We start from the raw sequence: 24,914 nt of genomic DNA on the forward strand, positions 1-24,914 counted from the left end.
TAAAAAATTCCAAACGCTTGAAAAAAGCGTTCTTTTGCCTAATAACGACAAAGAGCGGGATTTCCCCACTCTTTGCGCAACGTTTATTCATCCTTAAAGATTATAGCACAATTCATACCGGGATGCAAATTTCTTTACACGTCTTCCCGCTGCTTTGGAAAGCCCCCAGAGGTTACGCACAGCCTAAAACAGCGACAGCTGATTGCGCTCCGGCATCTCCTGCAAAGCACCGTGCAGCACTAAGGCGTCCACCACGGTTTTTGAAGCTTTTGCCCTCGACTTCAGGTCTTCAATGGACAGATACTCCCCGTGAACGCGTTCCTCGACGATCTTCTGGGCAGCGCTGTCTCCGACGCCCTGAAGGGACTGCAGCGGCGGTCTGAGCATGCCGTTCTCTTCAATGAAGGCATTAGCCTGACTTCGGTATAAATCCACCTTATGAAACTCAAATCCCCGGCTGTAATACTCGTCTACCAGCTCTAAAACGCCATAGAGATCCTGTTCCTTCTTCGTCAGGCTGTCCCAGTTGTCTTCCATCCAGCGCTTCTTTTCTCTCACAGCCCGCTTGCCTTGGCAAATCAGCTGAGCGTCAAAGTCCTCCACCTTGCTGCTGTAATAGCTGGCATAAAACGCCAGCGGATAATGAACTTTGAAATAGGCGATCCTAAAAGACATGGTCACATAAGCTACAGCGTGGGCCTTTGGGAACATGTATTGAATCGTATTGCATGAATTGATATACCAGTTTGGTACGTCAAACTCCCGCATCAACGTTTCGTTTTCTTCAGTCAGGCCCTTTCCTTTTCTGACGCGCTCCATAATGTTAAACGCCTGCTTAGGCGGCAGCCCTTTTTGTATCAGGTAGTTCATGATGTCATCCCGGGTGGAGATGACATGCTTCAGATCCGCTGTGCCGTTTCGAACCAGCGTCTGAGCATTATTTACCCATACGTCTGTCCCGTGTGACAAGCCCGATATTCGAACCAGTTCCGCCAGTGTGGACGGCTGGGTATCGATCAGCATCTGTCTGACAAACTTGGTACCAAATTCCGGGATGCCAAGACTTCCTGTTTCTGACTTATAATCCGGATCCACGATCCCCAGAGTTTCATTGCTGGTAAAAATTTTCAGGGTCGCAGGATCATCCAGAGGAATCTTCAAAACATCTATTTTTGTCATTTCTTCAAGCTGCTTGATCATGGTTGGCACGTCGTGACCCAGGATATCGAGCTTGAGAATCCGGCCGCTGATGGAATGATAGTCAAAGTGCGTTGTCACAACATCTGATTTTGTGTCATTTGCCGGATACTGAATGGGACAAAAGTCGTGAATGTTCTTGTAGGCGGGTACGACCATGATTCCCCCCGGATGCTGCCCCGTCGTTCTTTTAATGCCGGTGCAGCCACTGGCCAGCCGCTCGATCTCCCTGGAATTAACTGTTTGGTTCTTTTCTTCAAAATATTTTTTAACGTATCCGAATGCGGTCTTATCCGCTATGGTGCCAATAGTGCCAGCCTTGTAAACATAGCCTTTGCCGAACAGCTCTTCTGTATATTTGTGGGCAGTCGCCTGGTAGACACCGGCAAAGTTGAGGTCTATATCCGGTTCCTTGTCACCTTCAAAACCAAGGAATGTCTCAAATGGGATATCATGGCCATCCTTGCCGAATTTCACGCCGCATACAGGACAATCTTTGTCCGGAAGGTCCGCACCGCTGATATCTCCTGCCATGGTCATAAACTCAGAATACTTGCACTCTGGGCAAAGGTAATGAGGCGGCAGCGGGTTGACCTCAGTAATATCACACATGGTTGCTGCCAGAGATGAGCCTACGGAGCCCCGGCTGCCAACCAGATAACCGTCTTCCATGGATTTTTTGACCAGTTTGTGGGCAATGATGTACATGACGGCATATCCGTTTGAAATGATGGAATTCAGCTCCCGTTCAAGGCGCTTTTCCACCAGCTCCGGCAGCGGACTGCCATACATCCTGACGGCCTTGTCGACGCAGAGACGGCGCAGTTCTTCCTCGGAGCCCTCAATAATAGGCGGGAAAGTCTCGTCCGGAATAGGCAGCAGGGATTCAACCTGGTCCGCGATTTTGTTTGTTGCTTCAACGACAACCTGGTAAGCGGTATCCTTCCCCAAATAGTCAAATTCCTGGAGCATCTCAGCCGTCGTCCTGAAAAACAGCGGCGGTTGATTTTCAGCGTCACCGTAACCTTGCCCCGCCATGAGGATCCGGCGATAAACCTCATCCTCCGGATCCAGAAAATGGACATCACAAGTTGCGGCAACTATCTTTCCAAGCCGCGCGCCCAAATCGACGATCTTATTATTGATCGTCTTCAGGGCCTCCTGGTTTTGCACAAGTCCTTTTTCAATCATAAACTGATTGTTGCCCAGAGGCTGGATTTCTAGAAAGTCATAAAAGCGAGCGATTTTTTCAACATCTTCTTCGCTTCGATTCTCCACCAGCGCCTTGAACAGCTCCCCGCTTTCACAGGCTGAGCCCAGAATCAGGTTCTCCCTTCGATCCTCCAGGAGACTTCTCGGAATACGCGGCTTTTTGTAGAAGGTCTTCATATGGGAATGGGTCACCAATTCATAGAGAGACTTAAGACCCTGAAGATTCTTGACTAGAATAATAATATGGTGGGAGTCCATCATAGTGTGACTCATGGTTTCTGATGCGAACCGGGTCAGCCCGTTAAGATCTGTGACGCCCTCCTCACGCAGGCGCGCCGCCAGCTTGATAAAGATCTCCGCAGTGGCCGCTGCGTCATCCAGTGCTCTATGGTGGTTTTCAAGCTTGACGCCGAGATGTTTGGCAACCATGTTGAGCCTGTGACGCTTAAGGTCTTTTAACAACAATCGGCTAAGTCCAAGGGTATCTACAGAAGTCATATCATAGGGGTATCCGTGGTGACTGCAGGCTTCCCGTACAAATCCCGTATCAAACCCCGCGTTGTGGGCGACCAGAACGGCCCCCCGTGCAAATTCCAGGAATCGCGGCAAAATTTCCTCGATTCCTGGCTGCCCGGTCAAATGCTCATCTTCAATGCCCGTGAGCTCTTTGATTTTCTCACTGAGGGGCTCGTGGGGATCGATCAGCGCCGTAAAGGTCTCCGCAACTTGTCCGCCCTCAATCCGGACCGCGGCAATTTCGATAATCTTGTCATGCTTTGGATTCAGTCCAGTGGTTTCAATGTCAAACACCACAAAATCCGCGTCCAGAGTCTGCCCCTTTGAGGACCTGACAATTTTGACCTCGTCATCAATCAGATACCCTTCCATGCCGTAAAGGATCTTGATATCCTTGCCCCTGGCTGTTTCCATGGCCTCAGGAAACGCCTGCAGAACGCCGTGATCCGTAACTGCTATGGCCTTGTGTCCCCAGTCCATAGCCCGCTTAATCAGCGTCTTTACCGATGCGATGCCGTCCATGTCACTCATATTGGTATGGCAGTGCAGCTCAACACGCTTGACAGGCGCCTCGTCCCTTCGCCTCAGCGGCGCTTCGCCGGTGTTTATATTGTTGAGATACAGCGCCATTTCCTTATCAAAAGTGTCGTATCTCAGCGTGCCCTCAAATTTGTACCAGCCGCCCACCTTGAGCTTCTCGAGCAGGGTCTGGGCTTCTTTGGCACTCTTGAGAAAGAGTTTGGCCCCCAGAGAGCTGGTGCGGTCCGTCATTGAAAGGGTCAAAAGAGCTTTTCCGGTTTTAAGCTCCCGCGTTTGCAGGGACAGCACTTCCGCTTCAACGGCATAAGTGCCTTCCTCTTCAGCCAGCTCAACCAAAGGCGTCAGCGGCCGCTTGATTTTGAACCGGTACAGTACGCTATCATCCTGTGGCTCAGTCGTTTTCCACTGATTTTTTGCCGATGGTTTCGGTGCAGACTTAGGCACATTCACCGGCACCGTTGCCATGAAAGACTTCAGATCTGTTTCTTTCTTCGTGTCCAGCGCATCTGAGGCTACCCTGCAGCCTTCGACGTCATAAATGGGCGTCAGCTTAAAATCCACACCAAAATGTGTCATAAAGTTATTTTCCAATAAATCAAGAATTTTTCGGCTGCTTAAATGCTCAGAAGTCACCTGATCCGGAATGTGAAGACAATATTGGATTTCATTCTGTCTCACAAAAGCTTCTTTTTTGAGAAAGGCTGCTGCAGAGGGTGCCTGCTGCTTCAGCCAATAAATAGCCCAGTGAAGTCTTTCACTCGACTGCGAGGCTTCATCCTCCGAAGATGCCGGTGCTTCAACACTGCAGACCCAGTCCAGTCCGCAGACGTCCGGCAGCTCCAGCTTCACGCGCGACAAAAACGCCTCAAGTTTTTCAGGCTCCGGAAAATAACCCGCAGACAGCTGAAGCTTTAAGGTCTCAGGTTTCTTGATCAGGATTGCCCTTTCCAGACGGAGAGTATCATCAAATTGTTCTTTAAGCCAGTTCTGAATGGACATGATGTTCTTCCTTTGCTAAGACTGCTTATTTTTACAGCTTCATTATTTCCTCGAGAAGGACCTCAACAAGATCTTCTTCCCGAGCTTTTTTTAGAATCACGCCTTTTTTAAAAATCAGCGCTTCACCTTTCCCTCCGGCAATACCCAGATCTGCTTCACGGGCTTCTCCCGGACCATTGACCGCACAGCCCATAATGGCCAGCGTTATGTCTTTGTCAAGACCTTCCACCCGGCGTTCAACCTCATCTGCAATCTTTTCAAGGTCAATCTGGCAACGGCCGCAGGTCGGACAGGAAATCAGGCGAATACCGCCTTTTCTGAGTCCAAGGGCACTTAGAATTTCTTTGCCGACTCGAATTTCATTGAGCGGGTCTCCGGTCAATGACACTCTAAGTGTGTCTCCCATGCCTTCGAGCAAAAGATGCCCAATGGCTATGGAGGAACGAATACTGCCTTTAAAAACGGTGCCGGATTCCGTCAAGCCTATGTGAAACGGCGCGTCAGTATAGGCGCATAGTTGTTTATAGGCTTGAATCGTCGTCTGAATATCAGAGGATTTCAAGGCGACAATAACATTCTCAAACTGGAGCGTCTCCAAGATTTCAAGATGCCGTCTGGCGCTTTCGACAATAGCTTCAGGTGTAACCCCGCCGTACTTTTCGAGCAGTTCTTTTTCAAGGGAACCGCCGTTAACCCCTATCCTGATTGGAACTTGACGTTCCTTTGCAAGGGCAACGACTTCCTTGACGCGTTCAAGACTTCCAATATTGCCTGGATTCAGACGTATTTTAGCCGCGCCTGCTTCAATGGATTTCAGCGCAAGCCGGTGATCAAAATGAATGTCCGCGACGACGGGGATGGAACTCCTCCTGATAATTTCAGGCAGTTTGTCCGCAGCCTCAAAGTCGGGCACCGCCAACCGGACAATGTCGCAGCCTGCAGAAGCGAGAGCCTGTATTTGTGCGACCGTAGCGTCAGGATCCCTGGTATCCGTGGTCGTCATGGATTGAATGCTGACCGGATGATCTGATCCTATTCCAACGTTGCCTACAAAAACCTGTCGAGTTGATCTTCTCATGAATTCACCTCATTTTGAATGGACATTAACGCCTACTGAAACAGTCTGAGAATGTCCTTGTAGAGTACAAACAACATCAGCGCCATTAAAAGCGCAAAACCTGCAAGATGGACCAGGCCTTCCTTTTCCTTGTCAATTTTTCTGCGCAGGATCAGCTCTGCCAAGACGAAGAAGATTCTGCCGCCATCAAGGGCAGGCAGCGGAAGGAGATTGAAAATTCCAAGGTTGATCGAAAAAAGCCCCGTCAGCGCCAGCAGATTGTAAATGCCGCCTCTGGCCGCTTCGCCGACCATGCTGGCCATGCCGACCGGTCCAACAATTTCGACACCTTCTTGCCCGCCTGCCGGAAGTGACGCCAGGAAGCTGATGACCTCCGTACTCATAACCCATGTCTGGCGAGCTGCCAGAAAGACAGCGCGAGGGGCGTCGCGTTCCGTCAGCGGACGAATGCCTACAATATAACGCGTATCATCCGCATCACGAACCGCTTCCAGCTGTATGTCGAGCTGCTGCCCATCCCGTTCAATGACTATATTAAGTGATGGCTGAACAGCAATCTGTGCGGTCACATCATTCCAGGTCGGGGTCGGGACGTCATTGATCTCAAGGATGCGGTCGCCCGGCATCAGCTCACCGGACAATGCTGCCGGCATGTCAGGAATCAGTTCGCCTACTGCATTAACAGGGAACCCTATCCCCCACATTACAATGGTGAAGACGAGCACTGCCAGAATAAAATTCATCAGCGGACCTGAAAACAGTACCGTGAGTCTTTTCCAAGCCGGTGCATTCAGGAAACTTCTCGGATCGTCCGAGAGGGTATCCTCACCCTCCATTTTAACAAAGCCACCAAGGGGAAAGGCGCGGATCCCATATTCCGTTTCTCCAAATTTTCTGGAGACCAGCTTGGGGCCAAAGCCCAAGGCAAACTCAAGAACTTTTATTTTATGAAGCTTAGCTACAGCAAAATGTCCGAGCTCATGAAAGAACACGATCACGCCAAAAACGACAATATAGCTGATAAAGGTGATCAAAGGCTCACTCCCTGTCTTGTGTGCTTGTCTTTGAATATTTGTCTGCGGGTATCTGCATCAATTTCCATAATAGTGTCATAATCAGGATTTTGAATCACTGTATGTTGATCCAGCAGTGACTCGATCCGATCACTGATGTCATAAAAGCCAATTTCCCCATTTAAAAACCGAGCCACCAGTGCTTCGTTTGCAGCATTCAACACAGTCGTGGCCGAACCTCCCATGCGGCCTGCTCTATAAGCCAGATTCAGGCATGGAAAGCGCTCATGGTCAGGTGCAGAAAAGGAAAGCTGGCCAATCCGTGAAAGGTCAAGTCTCTCAAAATCAGATAGGATCCGCTCAGGATAACCAAAAGCATAAAGAATGGGCAGTTTCATGTCCGGAAGACCGAGCTGCGCTATGACTGAGCTGTCATGATATTGGACCATGGAATGAATAATACTCTCCTTGTGGACCAAGACATCAATGTGCTCATAGGGGATATCAAACAGCCAGCGGGCCTCTATAACCTCGAGGCCTTTATTCATTAGCGTGGATGAATCAATAGTAATCTTGCTGCCCATGGACCAGTTGGGATGCTTAAGCGCTTCTTGAAAGGTCACCTTTTTAAGACGGTCTCTGTGCCATTCAGGACTCCTGAACGGTCCACCGGATGCTGTTAAAATCAACTTTTCGACGGTTTGTCGTCTATTACCCTCAAGTGCCTGAAATAAGGCGCTGTGCTCACTGTCCACAGGCAAAAGCTCGACGCCATAATACGCTGCCTCTTTCATAATACGTTCCCCTGAAGTCACAAGGACTTCTTTGCTGGCCAAAGCTATGCGCTTGCCGGCACGTATGGCGGAGAGAGTTGGAAGCAGTGCTGCATTGCCGACAATGGACACGAGAACGGTATCCGCGCTCTCAAGGGCAGCGATTTCCTGAAGACCTGCCAGCCCGGCGTGGACGGTTATGGCGCTGTCCACTAAGGCCGTTTTTTCTTTTAATTCCCTGTAGAGCGCCTCATCCGCGACAGCGACATGCCTGGGTCTGAAGGCTTCTATCTGAGCCATGAAGGCTTCAATGCCTCGATTGCAGCTTAGTGCCGCGACCCTGAACCTGTCAGGATGAGCGCGAATGACGTCCAGCGCCTGAGTCCCAATTGAACCGGTTGATCCCAAAATCACAATATTTTTCATAAGCAGCAGAGTCAGTCATAATTTTGAAATCCTGCGGGCTAACTAAGCTGGACCTTCAATTGCTCAATGCCCAGGCCGATTCCAACAATGGACTGATTCCTTCTCTCCTTTACGCGATTATTCATTTCAAAGAGACCGCAAACCATCACAGCCTATTTTTCATTATACCGCATTTCAACTAACTCGCCTTAAGAATTCTAAAAAAAGTTGCGCGAAAAGGCCGCCTCAATTTATCAAGGCGGCCTATCAAGTCAGCTGTTTTATTTAAGATCTTTAAAACAATTAAATCAATTACACTTCATAACAGTTTATAAACATAGGCGACATAATAGACAATAGGCGCCGTCATCATAATGCTGTCAAATCGGTCAAGCACACCGCCATGACCTGGAAACAACTTCCCATAGTCTTTGATTCCCATGATCCGTTTAATCTTCGACGCAATCAGATCGCCAATTTGGCCGGAAACGCTTCCAAACAACCCCAGCGGGACCGCAAACCAGATAAAGTCCGGTTCCAGAAAGGCTGAAAAAGCTGTTACAAGGATAACCGTCCCTGCCACACCGCCTATAGCCCCTTCTACTGTCTTTTTAGGACTAACCGACGGAAGTAGTTTGTGCTTGCCAAAGAAACGTCCCGCAAAATAAGCACAGGTATCCGACACCCAAGCCAGCAAGAACACCAGGCTGATGAAGAAGAGGCTGTCGAACTCAGCCACAAGCACAATATGGAAAAATGGGAGAACGACATATAAAAAACCGAGTGCCGTAGCGCTGATGTCGTAAATATGTAACGCCTTTCCGAATAAATTGATCAGCATCAGCATGATCACAAATACGGAAACGACGAAAAGATAAAAGATCTGGTCCAGCGCCATGACATAGCCGCCATAGATTGCCAGTACGGCAGCCATTGTCAATCTTTCCATGGCATGTATTTCTATACTTCTAAATCCTTTAAACAGCTCATGCAGCGCAGTCAGCGTCAGCAGCAGCACTGCTGCGGTCAACAGGTGTCCGCCCACATAGAGGATGGCGATCAGTATTGGCAGCCCTATCAGGCTGGTGATCAATCTTGATGACACAGGCTCACCTCACAGTTTACCAAACCTTCTATGGCGTTTGGCATAAGTCTCCAGTGCTTTATCGAGCTCATTGGAATCAAAATCCGGCCAGAGCACATCAGTGAAATAGAACTCAGAATAAGCCAATTGCCAGAGCAGAAAGTTTGAGATCCTCTGCTCGCCACTGGTGCGAATAATCAGATCCGGATCAGGCTGGCCAGAAGTATATAAATGCTTTTCAAAAGCGTCCGCTGTAATCTCTTCCAACGCAAGTGACCCGGAGGCCACAGCTGCGGCCAGTCCCTTTGCTGCACGAAGTAGTTCGTCCCGGCCGCCGTAATTGAGCGCGATATTGACTGTTAAACCCGTATTGCTTTCTGTCAGACTCCGGGCTTTTTCAACCTCTGCCTGAGCACGCTCCGGAAGGGCGCTGAGATCACCAATGCAGCGAATCTTTATCCCGTTTCTGTGGAGCTCTGCAATCTCTTTTTGGAGAAACTGAACCAAAAGTTCCATGAGGCCGCCAACCTCATCAGCAGGACGCTTCCAATTTTCAGTTGAAAATGCATAGAGTGTCAACACTTCCACGCCAAGGCTGGAACACCTTGAAATCACTGAGCGCAGCGCTTCCACACCGGCTTTATGACCAAACAGTCTGGGCATGAAACGCTTTTCTGCCCACCGGCCGTTGCCGTCCATAATTATGGCTATATGTTTCGGCAAATGTTGCTCTGTCTGTTTCATTGGTGTCTCCTCCCTCCCGGCAAGCCGCATCAGTCTCTCCAGTCAAAACCCACAAAAGCAAATCCCAATACGCTGACTAGTGACTTGTAAACTCTAACACTAACACTAAACTTCCATGATTTCCTTCTCTTTTTGTACGAGAAGGTCGTCAATTTGCTTGATGTATTTATCCGTCATTTTCTGAACATCCGCTTCCGCTGACTTAAGATCATCATCCGTAATTTCAGAGTTCTTGTTCATTTTTTTAAGTCGGTCATTCGCGTCACGACGCTCATTGCGGATTGCGACTTTGGCTTCCTCACCCGTCTTCTTTGCAACTTTTATGAGATCTTTGCGTCGCTCTTCTGTCAGTATTGGAATCGCGATGCGGATGATTTTTCCGTCATTGCTCGGATTGAAACCCAAATCTGCGATAAGGATAGCTTTTTCAACATCCCTCAGCGCGCTGGCATCATAAGGTTGAACCGTCAACAGTCGCGGCTCTGGTGCAGCGATCGTCGCCAAGGACTTAAGCGGCGTTGGAGAGCCATAGTAATCGACAACAACCCTGTCGAGCAGCTGAGGATTCGCTCTGCCTGCGCGAATGGCGTGAAGCTCTTCATTAAATACATTAAGTGTTTTTTGCATTTTTTCTTCAAAAGCCTTTTTTACATCCTGAATCATCTTCACTTGACCTCCCTAATGATAGTACCAAGATTTTCACCACAGCAGACTTTAATGATATTATGCGTCTCTTTCAGTCCAAACACAAGAATTGGAATGTGATTATCCATACAAAGTGTAATGGCAGTTGAATCCATGACGCCAAGTCCTCGGTTGAGGACATCTATATAAGTGAGGGTGTCAATTTTGACAGCATTCTGATTGACCATAGGATCAGAATCATAAACACCGTCCACCTTTTTGGCAAGGAGAATAACTTCTGCTTCAATTTCAGCCGCTCGAAGGGCTGCGGTCGTATCCGTCGAGAAGTAAGGATTTCCGGTGCCGGCCGCAAAAATGACAACTCTGCCCTTTTCAAGGTGTCTTACCGCACGGCGACGGATATAAGGCTCAGCGATCTGACGCATTTCAATGGCGCTGAGGACGCGTGTAGGAAGTCCAAGACTTTCAATGGCATCCTGCATTGCGAGAGAATTGATGACGGTCGCAAGCATGCCCATATGATCCGCGGTGCTTCTGTCCATACCGCCACCGGAACGTCCTCTCCAAAAATTGCCGCCGCCCACGACTACGCCGACTTCAACACCCATGCCGACCAGTTCCTTAACCTGACTGGCCACATCAAGTACTGTCTGTTCATCAAGTCCAAAACCCTTATCACCCGCAAGCGCTTCCCCACTCAACTTCAATATGACGCGTTTATATAACGGTTTCAAGCGAACACCCCCTGTTTCATAGATAAAAAATTCTACACATTGCATTGAATATCCTTTTTTTTAAACCGTAACCAAAAATATATCATGCTCATTTCTGTGAATCGACTGCCAATACTTGAAAAAAGAGAAGACCAAGGTCCTCTCTTTTTATCTTTGATTTGATTTTGAAGACTGAAAATTAGCCTTGAAGCTGCTTGGCAACTTCTTCTGCAAAGTTTTCAGTTTTCTTTTCAATGCCTTCGCCCACTTCGTAGCGGACAAAACGGCGGATGGAAATATTCTCACCGATTTTAGCGATCAGGTTCTTGAGAAGCTGATCAATGGTGACATCCGGATCTTTGATGAAAGGCTGCTCAAGAAGGCAGACTTCTTTGTAGTACTTTTGTACCCGGCCTTCAACCATTTTATCGATGATTTTCTCAGGTTTGCCTTCATTGAGTGCTTGATTGCGAAGAATTTCTTTTTCGCTCTCAATAACTTCTGCAGGCACTTCTTCCGGACGAACATAAAGTGGATTGGATGCTGCAATTTGCATTGCAATATCCTTGGCAAACTGCTGGAACTCTTCGTTTTTAGAGACGAAATCAGTTTCAGAGTTAATTTCAACAATAACGCCAACGCGTCCACCGTGAATATAGGAAGCGACGATGCCTTCAGCGGCGATTCTGCCAGCTTTCTTCGCAGCTTTGGCAAGACCGCGCTCACGAAGGAGCTTGACTGCTTCTTCCATGTTGCCATTTGCTTCTTCAAGCGCTTTTTTGCACTCGAGCATACCTGCGCTTGTTGCTTCTCTGAGTTCTTTTACCATTGCGGCTGTAATCGCCATGACAGGACCTCCTAGTTTAACTTCAATTTGTCCTTAGACCCAACCCGGGCCAAAGATACGTGAATTGGCCAAAGGGCCAAATGTTATCGCTTGAACAACGGGTAAGGCGTTCTATATTAAGAAACCTTACCCGCTGGCTTTAAACCTTATGATTATGCGTTTTGCTCGCCTTGCTTACCTTCGAGGACAGCGTCAGCCATTTTGCCGGAAATCAGCTTGACAGCGCGGATCGCGTCGTCATTGCCCGGGATGACGAAGTCAACTTCGTCCGGATCGCAGTTCGTGTCGACGATAGCAACGACAGGGATACCAAGGGTTCTAGCTTCCTGGATTGCAATGCGCTCTTTCTTAGGGTCGACAATGAACATAACTGCAGGTACTTTTGGCATTTCCTTGATTCCGCCGAGATATTTCTCAAGCTTTTCTTTCTTAGCGCGAATTTGAATGACTTCTTTTTTAGGAAGTACATCAAATGTGCCATCTTCTTCCATCTTCTCATATTTGTAAAGAAGATCGATTCTTTTCTTGATGGTTTTGTAGTTTGTCAGCATGCCGCCAAGCCATCTCTGGTTGACGAAGTACATACCACAGCGCTTTGCTTCAAGCTCAATAGCTTCCTGTGCTTGCTTCTTGGTGCCGACGAAGAGGACTTCGCCGCCTTCAGCGACGACATTTTTGACGAAATCATAAGCGTCGTCAATTTTCTTGACCGTCTTTTGAAGATCGATAATGTAAATCCCGTTTCTTTCTGTGAAGATGTATTCCTTCATTTTAGGGTTCCATCTTCTTGTCTGGTGGCCAAAGTGTACGCCTGCCTCCAGCAGTTGTTTCATTGAAATTACTGACATAGTGCACCTCCGTTTTTTTCTTCCCCGTCGTTCGTCTTCACAAAAGACCCTGTCTCAGGGCAACCCTTACTGTGAATCCCGACGAGTGCGGTTTTGGACCTTAGTAAGTATAACACAGACAAGCGCGACGTTCAAGAGATAATCTCAGGAACCGCCGCGCTTTGAAAACTTTTTTGTTTTAGCTTGATCCGATAACCCTTATTTTTTTAAACGTTTGAGCTCCGGCATTAGTTTATCATTCATTATGCGAATATAAGTGCCCTTCATGCCAAGGCTGCGGGATTCAATAACGCCGGCACTCTCGAACTTTCTAAGGGCATTGACGATCACGGAGCGTGTAATTCCAACGCGATCCGCTATTTTACTTGCGACGAGGAGACCTTCGTCGCCATCCAGCTCATTGAAGATGTGTTCAATGGCTTCAAGTTCGGAATAGGAAAGCGTTCCGATGGCCATCTGCACCACAGCTTTCTTTCTGGCTTCCTCTTCGTACTCTTCCGTCTTGGCGCGGATGATTTCCATACCGACAACGGTAGACGCATACTCAGCCAATACTATATCCTCTTCAGAGTATGTGTTGTCTCTGCGAGCGATGACGAGGGTCCCCAACCTGAGACCGTTCCCAATGATTGGCACAATGGTAATAAACTTAGAATAGCTGCTGATATCACCTTTAAAAATCTTCATGACGACATCTTGCGGGATGTTGAACATAGTTTGATCAGTTTTGAGCAATTCATCATTGATTTCTTCCGGGAACATTTGTACATTTGTGCCCTTCTCAAAAATGAGCGGGCTGTCTTCGGCAATAACCAAGCCGTAACCCAAAACCTTGCCGCGCTTGCTGATAATGTAAACGTTAGCGTCAAGCACTTCCTTGAGCATCATGCTGATATCTGGAAAAGAAACGGGCGCATTGCCGGATTGCTGAAGAATTTTGTTCAGTCTTCTTGCTTTTTCTAGTAGTTTCATGCTCACCTGATTACCTCCCTGAGTTTTATTTAATGTGATGAGACTTCTTTATAATTGCAGCTGGTACTGGAGCATAGGATGGTCTTGTTCTTTTTAGTGATTTTTTCGACGAGAGCCTCACCACAAACCGGGCACGGACGTCCTACAGGCCGGTTCCAGGACACGAATCGACATTCCGGAAAACGGCTGCAGCCATAAAAAGTCTTCAGCTTTTTAGTCTTGCGCTCGACCACTTTACCCTCTTTGCATACCGGACAGTCTATACCGATCTCATTGAGAATTGCCTTGGTGTAGTCACATTGCGGGTAATTTGAACACGCATAAAATTTCCCGAATCTGCCGTGCTTGATGTTGAGTGGATGGCCGCACTTCTCACAGAGCAAGTCGGTTTTTTCTGTCAGATCGAGTTTTTCCAGCCGCTCGTCTGCTTTTGCAAGCGTTTCGCTGAATGGGCCGTAAAACTCCCTGAGAATGCTGTGCCATTCCATGTTGCCGGCTTCAACTTCATCCAGCTTGTTCTCCATACCTGCGGTAAAATCGACATTGACGATCTCTTCAAAATAACCCGCCATTATGTCGTTGATGATATACCCTAGTTCTGTCGGTTTTAAAGATTTTTTTTCGCGCTCTACATAGCCTCTGCTGATGATGGTCGCAATGGTCGGCGCATAAGTCGAAGGACGACCAATACCCTTTTCTTCCATTTCTTTGACCAAAGTCGCTTCTGTGTATCTTGCCGGGGGCTGTGTAAAATGCTGTTCCGGCTTGACGTGAAGACGCTGAACCAGATCCCCTGCTTGAATGTCCGGCAGACGGGTTTCTTTAAAACTGGAGAACTCGTAGACTTTTAGGAAACCGTCAAATTTCAGAAGCAGCCCATTAGCTTTTAGCAGTGCCTCACCTGCGACTATGGACACATTTTTGGAATCAAAAGTCGCGTCTGACATACCGGAGGCTACAAACCTCTGCCAAATTAAAGTGTACAGCTTTTGTTGGTCTTTTGTCAGCGACGCTTCCAGTTCCTCAGGCGTCAGATGCACATAAGTAGGACGCACAGCTTCATGGGCATCCTGTGCCGACTTGGATTTCTTTTCTGTACGGACTTTTTTATTCTGATAGATCTCACCATATTCCCGATCAATAAATTCGGAGAGATGTCGCTTTGCCTCTTCAGAGATTCTTGTAGAATCCGTCCTCATATAAGTGATGAGGCCGATGGTCCCTTGTCCCTTAACCGCAATACCCTCATACAGCTGCTGCGCCACCATCATGGTTTTGCTTGCTGAAAAGCCGAGGCGATTCGCGGCATCCTGCTGAAGGCTGCTGGTCGTGAATGGCGGCTGAGGGGCTCTGGATTTTACCTTGTTCTGCACCTCGGTAATCACCGGATCCACAGACTCCAGGTACCGTTTCATCTCTAGTGCATCCGTCTCGTTTCCAATTTCAATTTTTTTGCCTTTGAACTGAGACAACTCCGCCTCAAAAGGCAGATCCGAAGGCACATGTCTGAGATCCATGCCAATAGACCAATACTCTTCCTTGATGAAGGCATTGATCTCATTCTCACGGTCGCAGATCAGCTTTGTCGCCACAGACTGAACCCGGCCGGCGCTGAGACCTTTTCTTACCTTGCGCCATAACAGCGGACTGATCTTATAACCTACCAACCGGTCCAAAACCCGTCTTGCCTGCTGGGCATCCACCAGATTCAGGTCAATTTGCCGTGGATGATGAATGGCTTCTTTGACTGCTTCTTTTGTGATCTCGTGAAACTCAATTCTGCAAGGCTCTTCCTGAGGAATACTCAAAATAGTTCCCAGATGCCAGGCAATTGCTTCACCTTCCCGATCCGGGTCAGTTGCCAGAAAGACACGGTCTGCTTTTTTTGCTGCGCCTCTCAAAACTTTGATTACATCTCCTTTTCCCCGGATATTAATGTATTCCGGTTCAAAGTCCTTTTCAACATTGACGCCAATTTTGCTTTTGGGCAGGTCTCTGACATGTCCCACGGAAGCAAGTACCTGATAATTCTTTCCTAAAAACTTCTCTATGGTCTTTGCTTTTGCCGGAGATTCGACAATAATCAGATGCTTAGCCATGTAATACCTCCAATGTAACCATTATATTCAAAAAATTCGAAAGATTCAATCTTGTCAAAAAATCACCATATTAATTTTTATATGATGCGGATCCATTTGTCAACACTTTCTTCCAGTCTGAGCTATCGGCCGTCTTATAATTGACCGCAGATCCTTCCTGAAAAATTCTGCGGTCCAAACAAAATCCAGACGCCGGATCCATGTCTTAAGCTCACGGACCCGGCGTCTGAACAAAGTTCTGTAAAGACATCAGTTTAGATTATACCTTCCAAACCAGCAGCGAATCAATCTCTTTATTTCAAGCTCACTCAAAAATTCGTAACATTTTCCCGCCGGCCATCCTGTAGCATCGACAAAATCATCAATTGTCATATCCCCGTAGCGCTCGATTAGAGTAAGCAGCTGACCGGCATCCGCAGAAAGCTGGGGTCTTCTTTTCTTTGGCAGCCGCCAATCCAGACGAACGAACAAATCATCCGGGGTTGTCAGAATTTGGGCCATATTCTGAATCAAAAAGTTGGTTCCTGCGCTTTGCGGCGCGTCTATGTTCCCCGGTACAGCGAAGACCTCTCGACCCTGCTGAATGCCATGAAGCGCAGTCGACATTGTGCCGCTTTTGATGACAGCCTCCACAACGACAATGCCTGCGCAGAGTCCGCTGATCAATCTGTTTCGATCCGGAAAAAAGGCGGGATAGGGCGGTGTTCCGGGCGGCTTTTCACTGAGGAGCAGTCCCTCACCCGAAGATAGAATTCTTTTTCTGAGTCCTGCGTTTGCACTTGGATAATTGACGTCCAGCCCGCACCCCATGACGGCTAGCGTGGCGCCTTCCTGTTCCATAGCAGTCTCATGGGCCAAAGCGTCAACGCCGACTGCAAGACCGCTGACAATTAAAGCATTGTGCTCCACGGCTGCTTGAGTGAGCATTTTCGTCACCTTCATCCCATATTGCGTCGGATGTCTGGTGCCTACTACTGCCAGTGGCCTTGCATGATTCAGCAGCTCGAGGTTTCCTCTCGCATAAAGCAATAGGGGCGGATCCTCAAGTTCGTTCAGTCTGAAAGGAAACAGCGGATCCGCAGGAAGGATCATTTTCATTCCGCATTTTTCTGTTTGTCTTAGGCGCTGAATAATCTCATCCGGCTTATGTGACTGCTTTAGAGCCAGCCTTTGGTCAGCAGTGGCCAGTGAGATTCGCTCAGGTCCGTCCGTGAAGATCGCTTCAAAGTCGTCACATCCCTCGAGCAAGTTTCTGGCTTGTGCACGGTTGATGCCTTTGGCGTTCTCAAACCAAAGGGCGCAGGCTGCATAGGCATTAAATGTCCCCATGGAGCACCATCCCCTCGGAAAGATGCTTAGCGCTTATTGCCGCTTCGCCGTCCAAATCCGCCAAAGTACGGGCCAGACGTATGACCTGTGTCGAATCCCGGTAGCTGTATCCCTGATCCTTAAATCTGGACTGGAATTGTGTCCTGAGGGATTCAGATTCGAAGGTTTGAAAAATCAGATCAATTGGAACGGTTGAATTTTTATGCGCTGTGCTGCCATAGCGCTGACGCTGCTGAATCATTGCATTTTCCACCATTGATCGCATAATTGAGGAGTTCAGCGGATCCAGGCTCCTCAAATCTTCTTCCATATAGACACTGGTCATCAGCTTGATATCAAATCGGTCACCGAGCGGACCTTTAAATTTCAGCTGGTGACGCTGAATATTTTGCACTTGGCATGTGCAGGGCTGATCTGTACCAAAATAACCACAGGGACAAGGATTGGCGGTTGCCAGCAGGGTAAATCTGGCAGGCAGCTGCATAGACTGAAGTGGACCACCAACCATAACGACGCCTTCATCCAGAGGCCGTTTCAGGTCTTCTATCACTGCTTTTGAAAATTCTGTCATTTCTTCAAGATAAAGCACGCCATGGTTTGCCAAAGTTACTTCACCAAGCCTTCCGGTCGCAGTCCCGGTCAAATCACTTCTCTTCAGTGAAGTCTGCGGTATTCTGAATGGCGCACAAACCTGGATTGAATCAAGATCAGTACTTACCTGACCGTGAATCTTTATAACTTCACGCATTGCGGTTTCATCCAATGTCGGGAGGATTGTCTTGAGTCTCCTGGCCAATAAGCTTTTTCCAGTTCCTGGCGGTCCTATCAACAGTACGTGATGCTGAGCCGCTGCGGCAGCCATCATGGCCCGCTTGTGAAGTCTGTGCCCGGCAATGTCGCCATAGTCTGTTTCAAAAACCATCGGCAGAGCGCTTTTATTCGTCATATCAAGGGATGCTGCCGGCCTGATCTGATGCTGCAGATCACTCAGCTGGCCGACGCCATAGATCTCAACATCCGGAAAATATCTTGCCATAGAAATTTGGTTCATTGGGACGTAGAATTTATTGACACCAATGGTGATCAGCCCTTCAATCATATTATATAGTCCCTGGACACTGCAGACGGTGCCATCCAGTGAAAGCTCCCCAATGTAAGCCTCCTCACTGCCGACCGACCGTTTGCCGTCCGACAAAAACATGAGGGCAGCTGCTACAGCCAAATCAAATTGAGCCCCTTTTTTGGACATGTGTGAAGGTGTTAAGCTGACAGTGACTTTTTTATTATTGACGCGAACGTTAACTGACTTTAAAGCGGAGGTAATCCGCATTCGCGATTCTCTGACGACATGATCCGGGCGGCCTATGATGTTGAAGACCGGCACGCCTTTGCTCAGACTGACTTGCACACCAATAGGATGTGCATGAATGCCCTGGGGTGAAGCTGACCAAACCTGAATGTACATGACGACCTCCATAGGATATAATGTAATTACAGTTCCATATTATACCATATGTTAATATTTGTCATCTTCTATTTTCAGTTGATCCCCAAAGAGTGTTAAAAAAAGCAGGTATACTGGAAGTTGACTCTACGCCTTCCAAGTACGCCCGCTAGATCGACATGATTTTATTTTGGTCAAGCCACAAATTTTTCCCAAGCAATTTAAAATTTCATACTTTCAATAGTCTCATGGATGAAGACTTTCTTATTGGATTTATTATATTTGAGCACTTCCGTGAGCAGCTGTTCCCAATTGATTATGGAAGGCCGGATGTAGAACAGGTTTCGATCATGGCCGACCACGATCCATTTTTTGTGTCTCTTTGTACGAGTTATAAATTGAAGGTCCTTGAAATAAACGACTTGAAAGACTTTGTCACCGGCCCGCTGTTCAATTCTGTCACCTTTGACTTCGATGACGGTTTTCAATTGCTTGAGGCAGTCTTTGAAGAGCAGGACCGCTATCAGGCCAAGAATTGACAAATAGACCCAGTTTCCGAGCAACCCGCCAAAAAAGATGAACATGACACCGACAAATGCCTGCAAATAAATATCGCGTTTTCTGTACTTATACAACCTACATGCCTCCTAATCGGAACCATCAATGAATTGGATTCTTGGGGTTTTCAGCCCCACGCCTTCAACAGTTATGAAGGCCAACCTCATCTCTGAATAATACAGAGCAGGATACTCAGACAGGTATCTCCCTGCGGCTTTTTTCATCCGCATCACCTTGCGGCCATCCACGCGTTCAAGCGGATCCGAATCGCCGTCCATGCCCTTTGACGCTTTGACTTCAATAATATAAAGCAAATGATCTTTCATAGACAGGATATCAATCTCAGCGCCAGGAATCCTGTAATTTCGGCATAAGATTTTATGACCTGCCGCCTGAAGATAGGCTGCTGCTTCATTTTCACCTAACCGCCCAATTACATTTGACTGTTTCATAGACTGCGCTCCGGTTCCTTTTTAAAAGATTTCAAAAAAGTTGCCCGATGCTCCGGCATTCTGCCATATTGCCTGAGCGCTTCATAATGTCGTTCTGTACCATAGCCCTTGTGGGCGTCAAAGCCATAATCCGGGTACTGCAGCCCCAGCCGCTTCATGTAATGGTCCCGTGTCACTTTAGCAATAATTGAAGCCGCTGCTATGGATACGCTGCGCTGATCCCCTTTTACGAGTGACAACTGGCTGACCGAACAGTTCTCGAGTTCGAGGGCATCCAGCAGCAAGGCCTGAGGATCAATGTCCATAGTCTCCAGTGCCCGCTTTGCTGCCAGTTTGGTCGCTTGCAGTATGTTTATTTCGTCTATCTCTACACTGGTTGCATAGCCTATGCCCACACTCAGCGCTTTTTCCATTATTTCAGCATATAGCGCTTCCCTGACAGGTTCTGACAACTTTTTTGAATCGTCCAGACCATAGATGGGCACTGCAGGGTTGAGCACAACTGCAGCTGCCACAACTGGACCGGCAAGCGGTCCCCGGCCAGCTTCATCAATCCCCGCAACGTGATGCAAACCTTCCTTTGCGAGCTGAGCCTCAAAGATGGACATCTGTTTAAATTTCTCCGTCACCTTTTCCAACTTTTTGCGTTTGGAAGCGATCTTCTGCAGGAGGCCTTTTGTAACGGGTGATTTGAGTTGAGACTCGAAAAGTTCAAGCGCTTCAAGCGTCATAATTTCTTTCAGCTTTTCTGCTGCGTCTCCAGCCATCAAGTGAGTTCACCCCGTCTGTCCAGAAAATCGTCCGGCCATTCAAGTGACAATCTGCCCAGAGTACCTTTTCTAAACTCATCCAGAAGAAGGCGGGCGACTTTATCATAGTCAATGTCGCCGCCGCCGCGCCGGCATCCTCTCCGAAGTGCTATGGCATCCATCAGTTCTATGGTTGGTGCCACAGGATCCACCTCAACACCATAGCGTGCTGTCAGCGCCTCGGGGTAGTGGATCTCAAGCCGGCGCAGGAGCTCGTAGGCCATATCCTCAATGTTGAGAATGTCATCCTTGATAGCACCTGTCATGGCAAGATTCAGACCGACTTCCTTCGAATCAATCTTAGGCCATAAAATACCCGGCGTATCAAATAGTTCGATATCATCTCTAATCCGAATCCACTGCTTGCCCCTGGTAACGCCGGGCTTGTTGCCGGTCTTTGCCGCGCTTTTGCCTACGAGTTTATTGATCAGACTTGATTTTCCAACGTTCGGTATACCTACAATCATGACGCGCACCGGACCGGGATTCCGTCCCTTTTCCAGATATCTCGCCCTTTTTTCCTTCATACGCTCAACGATCTGTTTCATAAGACGATCAATGCCGTCTCCATGAACCGCATCCAAGAGTTCGACGCTGGCGCCCTCCCCTTCAAAATGCTGTTTCCACAGACTGGTGACTTTGGGATCAGCCAGATCATATTTATTCATACACACGATTCTGGGTTTTCCCTTCGTGAGCTCCGCGATTTGCGGATTTCTGCTGCTTTCAGGGATACGGGCGTCAAGCAGTTCGACGACGACGTCCACAAGTTTAAGATGACTTTGGATCAAATCCTTGGTCTTTTTCATGTGTCCCGGATACCAGTTAATTGTTTGACTCATGCTTTATCCCTCCTTTCAGAGAGTTTGTAAAAAATTAAAGGGACTGTTTTACAGTCCCTCCAATTTCGCTTAGATTCTTTCTTTGACCTTCGCAGCTTTACCGATGCGGTCTCTGATGTAGTTCAGCTTGGCTCTTCTGACTTTACCTCTTCTGGTCACTTCGATCTTTTCGATCTTAGGTGAGTGAAGCGGGAAAGTCTTTTCAACGCCAACACCGGAAGAAAGTTTACGAACTGTAAACGTTTCACGGATACCGCCGTTCTGGAATTTCATCACAAGGCCTTCGAAGATCTGGATACGCTCGCGCTTACCTTCTACGACTTTAATGTGGACGCGGACCGTATCACCGACTCCGAATTCCGTCACGTCAGACTTAAGTTGCTCTAATTCAAGAGACTTGAGTATGTTTTGATTCATGGGGCTAACCTCCCTTCTCAAGAGCGGTTCATTAACGGACCTAACCCGCCAGCGGAACAGCCGTAATTCACAAAATTCATTATATCATTGCAGACAGCCGAGCACAATCTATTTCAGATACTTTTCAACGATTTTTCGCTTTTTTTTATCAGTCAGTCGCTGATGATAGGCGCGCAGCATATCCGGCCGTCTTTGTCCCGTCAATTTGACAGATTCCTCAAACCGCCACAGCTCAATATTCTTGTGATGACCGGATAAAAGGATCTCCGGTACCTCCATACCTTCGTAAACTGCCGGCCTGGTGTAATGGGGGTACTCGAGAAGGCCGTCATAATGACTCTCTTCCATGTGGGAGTCCTCCGTGTTCAGGACGCCCTCGATCATTCTCGATATGCCGTCTATGAGCACCATGGCAGGAATCTCACCGCCGGTCAATACATAGTCACCAATAGAAATCTCATCCGTAACGAAAGTGTCGATCACTCTCTGATCAATCCCCTCGTAATGGCCGCAAATGAGCACAAGCCGGTCAAGTTTTGAAAAGTCGACCACCATACTCTGTGTCAGCGTTTTGCCCTTAGGCGTTAAGTAAACCACCCGGTCCCCGGCATCCAGGTTCAGGTTGCGAAGACAGTCAAATAAAGGCTGAGGCTTCATGACCAGTCCAGCGCCACCGCCAAAAGGGGCGTCGTCCACACGTTTGCTGGGGGAATCCGAATATTCTCTGAAATTGACGCATTCCACCTCAATGTGTCCTTGCCCGGCAGCGCGCGCCATGATGCTGGTCGAGGTAAACGCTGAAAACATTTCTGGAAACAATGTCAGGACTGTAAATTTCACTCCATCATCCCTTCGATCAGACTGACCAGAACGTGGCCCGCCTCAATTTCAACTTTGCGGACAAAAGCATCCACAACAGGAATCATGAAATCCGGCTTGCCTGCACGGGAAACTACATAGAGATCCTGGGCACCGTTGGTGATGACGTCTTTGATGGTCCCGACGTGACCCTGTTTTTCATCAATGACCTCGAGTCCGATTAAGTCTACAATAAAATGCTCGCCGTCTTCCAGCGCGCCGTAGTCCGACCGGAGTCTGTAAAGCTGGCGATTTTTAAATTTTTCAGCGGCGTTAATGTCATCCATGCCTTCGAACTTAAGTAGTACGAGACCTTTAACGTAACGCACGTTGTCGACCTTGAACATTTTGTCACCCTCGCCCTCAATCAGGAGGGTCTCAAACTCCTCAAAATCATCAAGGGATGAGGTAAACGCCTTGATTTTCAGATCTCCGCGCAGTCCATGGGTATTGACAATCTGTCCGACGACAAAACGGTCAGGCTTATTATTTTTCAAGAAAATACCTCCATAGAAAACCGGCCCACTCTCCAGCGAACGCTGAGAAGTGAGCCGATTCAGGTTATTGAATGATTTCGACGACGACGTGCTTGTTCTCACGTGTAGCCGCCGCTTTGACAACCGTACGCAGCGCTTTGGCGATGCGTCCCTGCTTGCCGATCACTTTACCCATGTCTTCAGGAGATACCTTGAGCTCAATGATGACCGACTGAGAGGTGACTGTTTCTTTGACTTCAACACTCTCCGGGTGGTCGACCAGTGCCTCTGCTATGACTTTGACAAGTTCACCCATGGTGATCCCTCCTTCACGAGTCATGCTTTCAAATTACTTGACGAGTTTTTCGTAGACGCCGTGCTTTTTGAACAGAGCCTTGACGGTCTCAGTAGGCTGAGCGCCATCATTCAGCCATTTAACGGCCTTTTCTTCGTCAATCTTGATCTGAGCCGGCTCAGAAATAGGATTGTAATAGCCGATTTGCTCGATGAATTTGCCGTCTCGAGGAGCTCTCGAATCTGCAACCACCAATCTATAAAAAGGCTTTTTCTTAGCACCCATACGCGTCATTCTGATTTTAACTGCCATTTTATACATCACCTCCAAAATTTTAATAAATCTATCTGGACCGAGGTCGTCAATGACCTCGTGATCCTCCTAGCTAGAATGGCATTCTCATGCCGCCGCGCTTCATGCGCTTGTCCATGCCTGAAAACTGCTTCATGAGCTTTTTGGTCTGCTCAAACTGCTTCAGCAGCTTGTTGACCTCCTGGACACTCGTCCCCGAACCGGCCGCGATGCGTTTCTTTCTGCTGCCGTTGATCAGGTTGGGATCCCGTCGCTCCTTGAGCGTCATGGACTGGATGATGGCTTCGAGCTTTACGAATTCCTTCTCATCCACCTGTACATCCTTAAGTGCCTTTTGATTGCCAAGCCCCGGAATCATGCCGAGGAGATCCCCGATTGGACCCATCTTTTTCATTTGCTGCAGCTGACTAAGAAAATCCTCAAAGTCAAAATTGCCCTTTTTCATCTTCTTCTCGAGCTTTCTGGCCGATTCCTCATCGAAGCTGCTCTGAGCCTTTTCAATGAGGGTCAGGACGTCGCCCATACCCAGAATCCTGGAAGCCATCCGGTCCGGATGGAATTCCTCGAGTTCGCTCAGTTTCTCACCGATGCCCGCGAATTTGATAGGTTTGCCGGTTACTGCCTTGACAGACAACGCAGCGCCGCCGCGCGTATCGCCGTCCAGCTTGGTCATGATCAATCCGTCAATGCCCAGCTGTGCGTTGAAGCTTTCCGCCACATTGACAGCATCCTGGCCGGTCATGGCGTCGACGACCAGCAGAATTTCAGTCGGTCTCGCGGCCTTCTTGATCTCCACCAGCTCGTTCATCAGCGTCTCGTCAATATGAAGCCGCCCGGCCGTATCCAGAATCACGACATCATTGCCATAGCGGTTCGCGTGGTTGATAGCCGCCTTGGTGATCTCCACGGGATTGATCTCACCCATGGTGAAAACCGGAATGCTCAGGCTGTCTCCGACGACTTGAAGCTGCTTGATCGCTGCCGGTCTGTAGATGTCGCAGGCGACGAGCAAAGGTTTCTTACCCTGCTTCTTAAGATAATTGCCCAGCTTGCCGCAGGTTGTCGTCTTGCCGGAACCCTGCAGACCCACCATCATATAGACCGAAACCGGACTCGATGAAAAGGTCAGCTTGCTCCTTGTCGTACCCATCAGCGTTGTCAGCTCTTCGTTGACGATCTTGATGACCTGCTGTCCCGGTGTCAGACTCGACATGACTTCCTGTCCAATCGCGCGGTCCGTGACCTTCTGAACAAAATCTTTGACAATTTTAAAGTTAACGTCCGCTTCGAGCAAAGCCAGTTTGACTTCACGCATGGCAGCCTTGACATCCGCTTCCGTCAGCTTGCCTTTTCCACGGAGCGCCTTAAACGTGTTTTGCAGTTTATCTGCCAAACTTTCAAAAACCAAACGTTAAAACCTCCTAAAACTCGGGTGTC

The 24,914-nt window shown here is 48.2% G+C and carries 24 protein-coding genes; all 24 read right to left on the bottom strand.

The window, feature by feature from the left end; translation table 11 throughout:
- Positions 1 to 183: 183 nt before the first annotated feature.
- A complete protein-coding gene (locus tag OEL90_RS00145) occupies positions 184 to 4,464 on the bottom strand; it encodes a PolC-type DNA polymerase III (RefSeq protein ID WP_291400438.1) in 4,281 nt (1,426 codons plus the stop codon).
- A 31-nt stretch (positions 4,465 to 4,495) separates the two neighbouring features.
- A complete protein-coding gene (gene ispG, locus OEL90_RS00150) occupies positions 4,496 to 5,542 on the bottom strand; it encodes a flavodoxin-dependent (E)-4-hydroxy-3-methylbut-2-enyl-diphosphate synthase (RefSeq protein WP_291400436.1) in 1,047 nt (348 codons plus the stop codon).
- A gap of 32 nt (positions 5,543 to 5,574) precedes the next feature.
- Positions 5,575 to 6,576 (bottom strand): M50 family metallopeptidase, encoded by a 1,002-nt coding sequence (locus OEL90_RS00155; protein WP_300686498.1) that lies wholly within the window; start codon positions 6,574 to 6,576, stop codon positions 5,575 to 5,577.
- The gene (locus tag OEL90_RS00160; protein WP_291400433.1) at positions 6,573 to 7,754 is read right to left on the bottom strand and encodes a 1-deoxy-D-xylulose-5-phosphate reductoisomerase; all 1,182 of its coding nucleotides are present in this window, start codon (positions 7,752 to 7,754) and stop codon (positions 6,573 to 6,575) included. The genes OEL90_RS00155 and OEL90_RS00160 overlap by 4 nt, the downstream gene beginning before the upstream one ends.
- Before the next feature lie 298 nt (positions 7,755 to 8,052).
- Positions 8,053 to 8,838, bottom strand: a complete 786-nt coding sequence (locus OEL90_RS00165) for a phosphatidate cytidylyltransferase (protein ID WP_291400431.1) — start codon at positions 8,836 to 8,838, stop codon at positions 8,053 to 8,055.
- 9 nt (positions 8,839 to 8,847) lie between these two features.
- Entirely contained in the window at positions 8,848 to 9,561 is a 714-nt protein-coding gene (locus OEL90_RS00170; protein ID WP_291400429.1) for an isoprenyl transferase, read from the bottom strand.
- A gap of 105 nt (positions 9,562 to 9,666) precedes the next feature.
- Positions 9,667 to 10,224, bottom strand: a complete 558-nt coding sequence (gene frr, locus OEL90_RS00175) for a ribosome recycling factor (RefSeq protein ID WP_291400427.1) — start codon at positions 10,222 to 10,224, stop codon at positions 9,667 to 9,669.
- A gap of 2 nt (positions 10,225 to 10,226) precedes the next feature.
- Positions 10,227 to 10,940 carry a UMP kinase gene (gene pyrH, locus OEL90_RS00180; protein WP_330583699.1) on the bottom strand — a complete coding sequence of 238 codons (714 nt, stop codon included), beginning with the start codon at positions 10,938 to 10,940 and terminating at the stop codon, positions 10,227 to 10,229.
- Positions 10,941 to 11,118: 178 nt separating this feature from the next.
- Complete coding sequence (tsf, locus tag OEL90_RS00185; RefSeq protein WP_291400423.1) at positions 11,119 to 11,766, bottom strand: translation elongation factor Ts; 648 nt, start codon at positions 11,764 to 11,766, stop codon at positions 11,119 to 11,121.
- 152 nt (positions 11,767 to 11,918) lie between these two features.
- A complete protein-coding gene (rpsB, locus tag OEL90_RS00190) occupies positions 11,919 to 12,614 on the bottom strand; it encodes a 30S ribosomal protein S2 (RefSeq protein WP_291400421.1) in 696 nt (231 codons plus the stop codon).
- Positions 12,615 to 12,812: 198 nt separating this feature from the next.
- Complete coding sequence (gene codY, locus OEL90_RS00195; protein WP_291400419.1) at positions 12,813 to 13,592, bottom strand: GTP-sensing pleiotropic transcriptional regulator CodY; 780 nt, start codon at positions 13,590 to 13,592, stop codon at positions 12,813 to 12,815.
- Between the two features lie 23 nt (positions 13,593 to 13,615).
- On the bottom strand, positions 13,616 to 15,685 hold the full coding sequence (topA, locus tag OEL90_RS00200) for a type I DNA topoisomerase (protein ID WP_291400417.1): 2,070 nt from the start codon (positions 15,683 to 15,685) through the stop codon (positions 13,616 to 13,618).
- Positions 15,686 to 15,934: 249 nt separating this feature from the next.
- Positions 15,935 to 17,014, bottom strand: a complete 1,080-nt coding sequence (gene dprA, locus OEL90_RS00205) for a DNA-processing protein DprA (RefSeq protein WP_291400415.1) — start codon at positions 17,012 to 17,014, stop codon at positions 15,935 to 15,937.
- On the bottom strand, positions 17,001 to 18,479 hold the full coding sequence (locus tag OEL90_RS00210; RefSeq protein ID WP_300686508.1) for an ATP-binding protein: 1,479 nt from the start codon (positions 18,477 to 18,479) through the stop codon (positions 17,001 to 17,003). Before OEL90_RS00210 ends, dprA begins: the two co-directional genes overlap by 14 nt.
- A 200-nt stretch (positions 18,480 to 18,679) precedes the next feature.
- The gene (locus tag OEL90_RS00215; protein WP_291400410.1) at positions 18,680 to 19,093 is read right to left on the bottom strand and encodes a hypothetical protein; all 414 of its coding nucleotides are present in this window, start codon (positions 19,091 to 19,093) and stop codon (positions 18,680 to 18,682) included.
- A gap of 12 nt (positions 19,094 to 19,105) precedes the next feature.
- Entirely contained in the window at positions 19,106 to 19,468 is a 363-nt protein-coding gene (locus tag OEL90_RS00220) for a YraN family protein (protein ID WP_291400408.1), read from the bottom strand.
- Positions 19,465 to 20,235, bottom strand: a complete 771-nt coding sequence (locus OEL90_RS00225) for a ribonuclease HII (RefSeq protein WP_291400487.1) — start codon at positions 20,233 to 20,235, stop codon at positions 19,465 to 19,467. The genes OEL90_RS00220 and OEL90_RS00225 overlap by 4 nt, the downstream gene beginning before the upstream one ends.
- Complete coding sequence (ylqF, locus tag OEL90_RS00230; protein ID WP_300686513.1) at positions 20,235 to 21,119, bottom strand: ribosome biogenesis GTPase YlqF; 885 nt, start codon at positions 21,117 to 21,119, stop codon at positions 20,235 to 20,237. Before ylqF ends, OEL90_RS00225 begins: the two co-directional genes overlap by 1 nt.
- Before the next feature lie 69 nt (positions 21,120 to 21,188).
- The gene (gene rplS, locus OEL90_RS00235) at positions 21,189 to 21,536 is read right to left on the bottom strand and encodes a 50S ribosomal protein L19 (protein WP_291400404.1); all 348 of its coding nucleotides are present in this window, start codon (positions 21,534 to 21,536) and stop codon (positions 21,189 to 21,191) included.
- 108 nt (positions 21,537 to 21,644) lie between these two features.
- Positions 21,645 to 22,376 (bottom strand): tRNA (guanosine(37)-N1)-methyltransferase TrmD, encoded by a 732-nt coding sequence (gene trmD / locus OEL90_RS00240; protein ID WP_291400401.1) that lies wholly within the window; start codon positions 22,374 to 22,376, stop codon positions 21,645 to 21,647.
- On the bottom strand, positions 22,373 to 22,891 hold the full coding sequence (rimM, locus tag OEL90_RS00245; protein WP_291400399.1) for a ribosome maturation factor RimM: 519 nt from the start codon (positions 22,889 to 22,891) through the stop codon (positions 22,373 to 22,375). Before rimM ends, trmD begins: the two co-directional genes overlap by 4 nt.
- A 64-nt stretch (positions 22,892 to 22,955) precedes the next feature.
- Positions 22,956 to 23,186 (bottom strand): KH domain-containing protein, encoded by a 231-nt coding sequence (locus OEL90_RS00250; protein WP_291400397.1) that lies wholly within the window; start codon positions 23,184 to 23,186, stop codon positions 22,956 to 22,958.
- Positions 23,187 to 23,219: 33 nt separating this feature from the next.
- Positions 23,220 to 23,477, bottom strand: a complete 258-nt coding sequence (rpsP, locus tag OEL90_RS00255) for a 30S ribosomal protein S16 (protein WP_291400395.1) — start codon at positions 23,475 to 23,477, stop codon at positions 23,220 to 23,222.
- A 73-nt stretch (positions 23,478 to 23,550) separates the two neighbouring features.
- Positions 23,551 to 24,885: a signal recognition particle protein gene (gene ffh, locus OEL90_RS00260; protein ID WP_291400393.1), complete on the bottom strand. Its 1,335-nt coding sequence runs from the start codon at positions 24,883 to 24,885 to the stop codon at positions 23,551 to 23,553.
- Positions 24,886 to 24,914 lie beyond the last annotated feature (29 nt).

It is taken from the genome of Acidaminobacter sp., assembly GCF_030247605.1.
GTDB lineage: Bacteria > Bacillota > Clostridia > Peptostreptococcales > Acidaminobacteraceae > Acidaminobacter.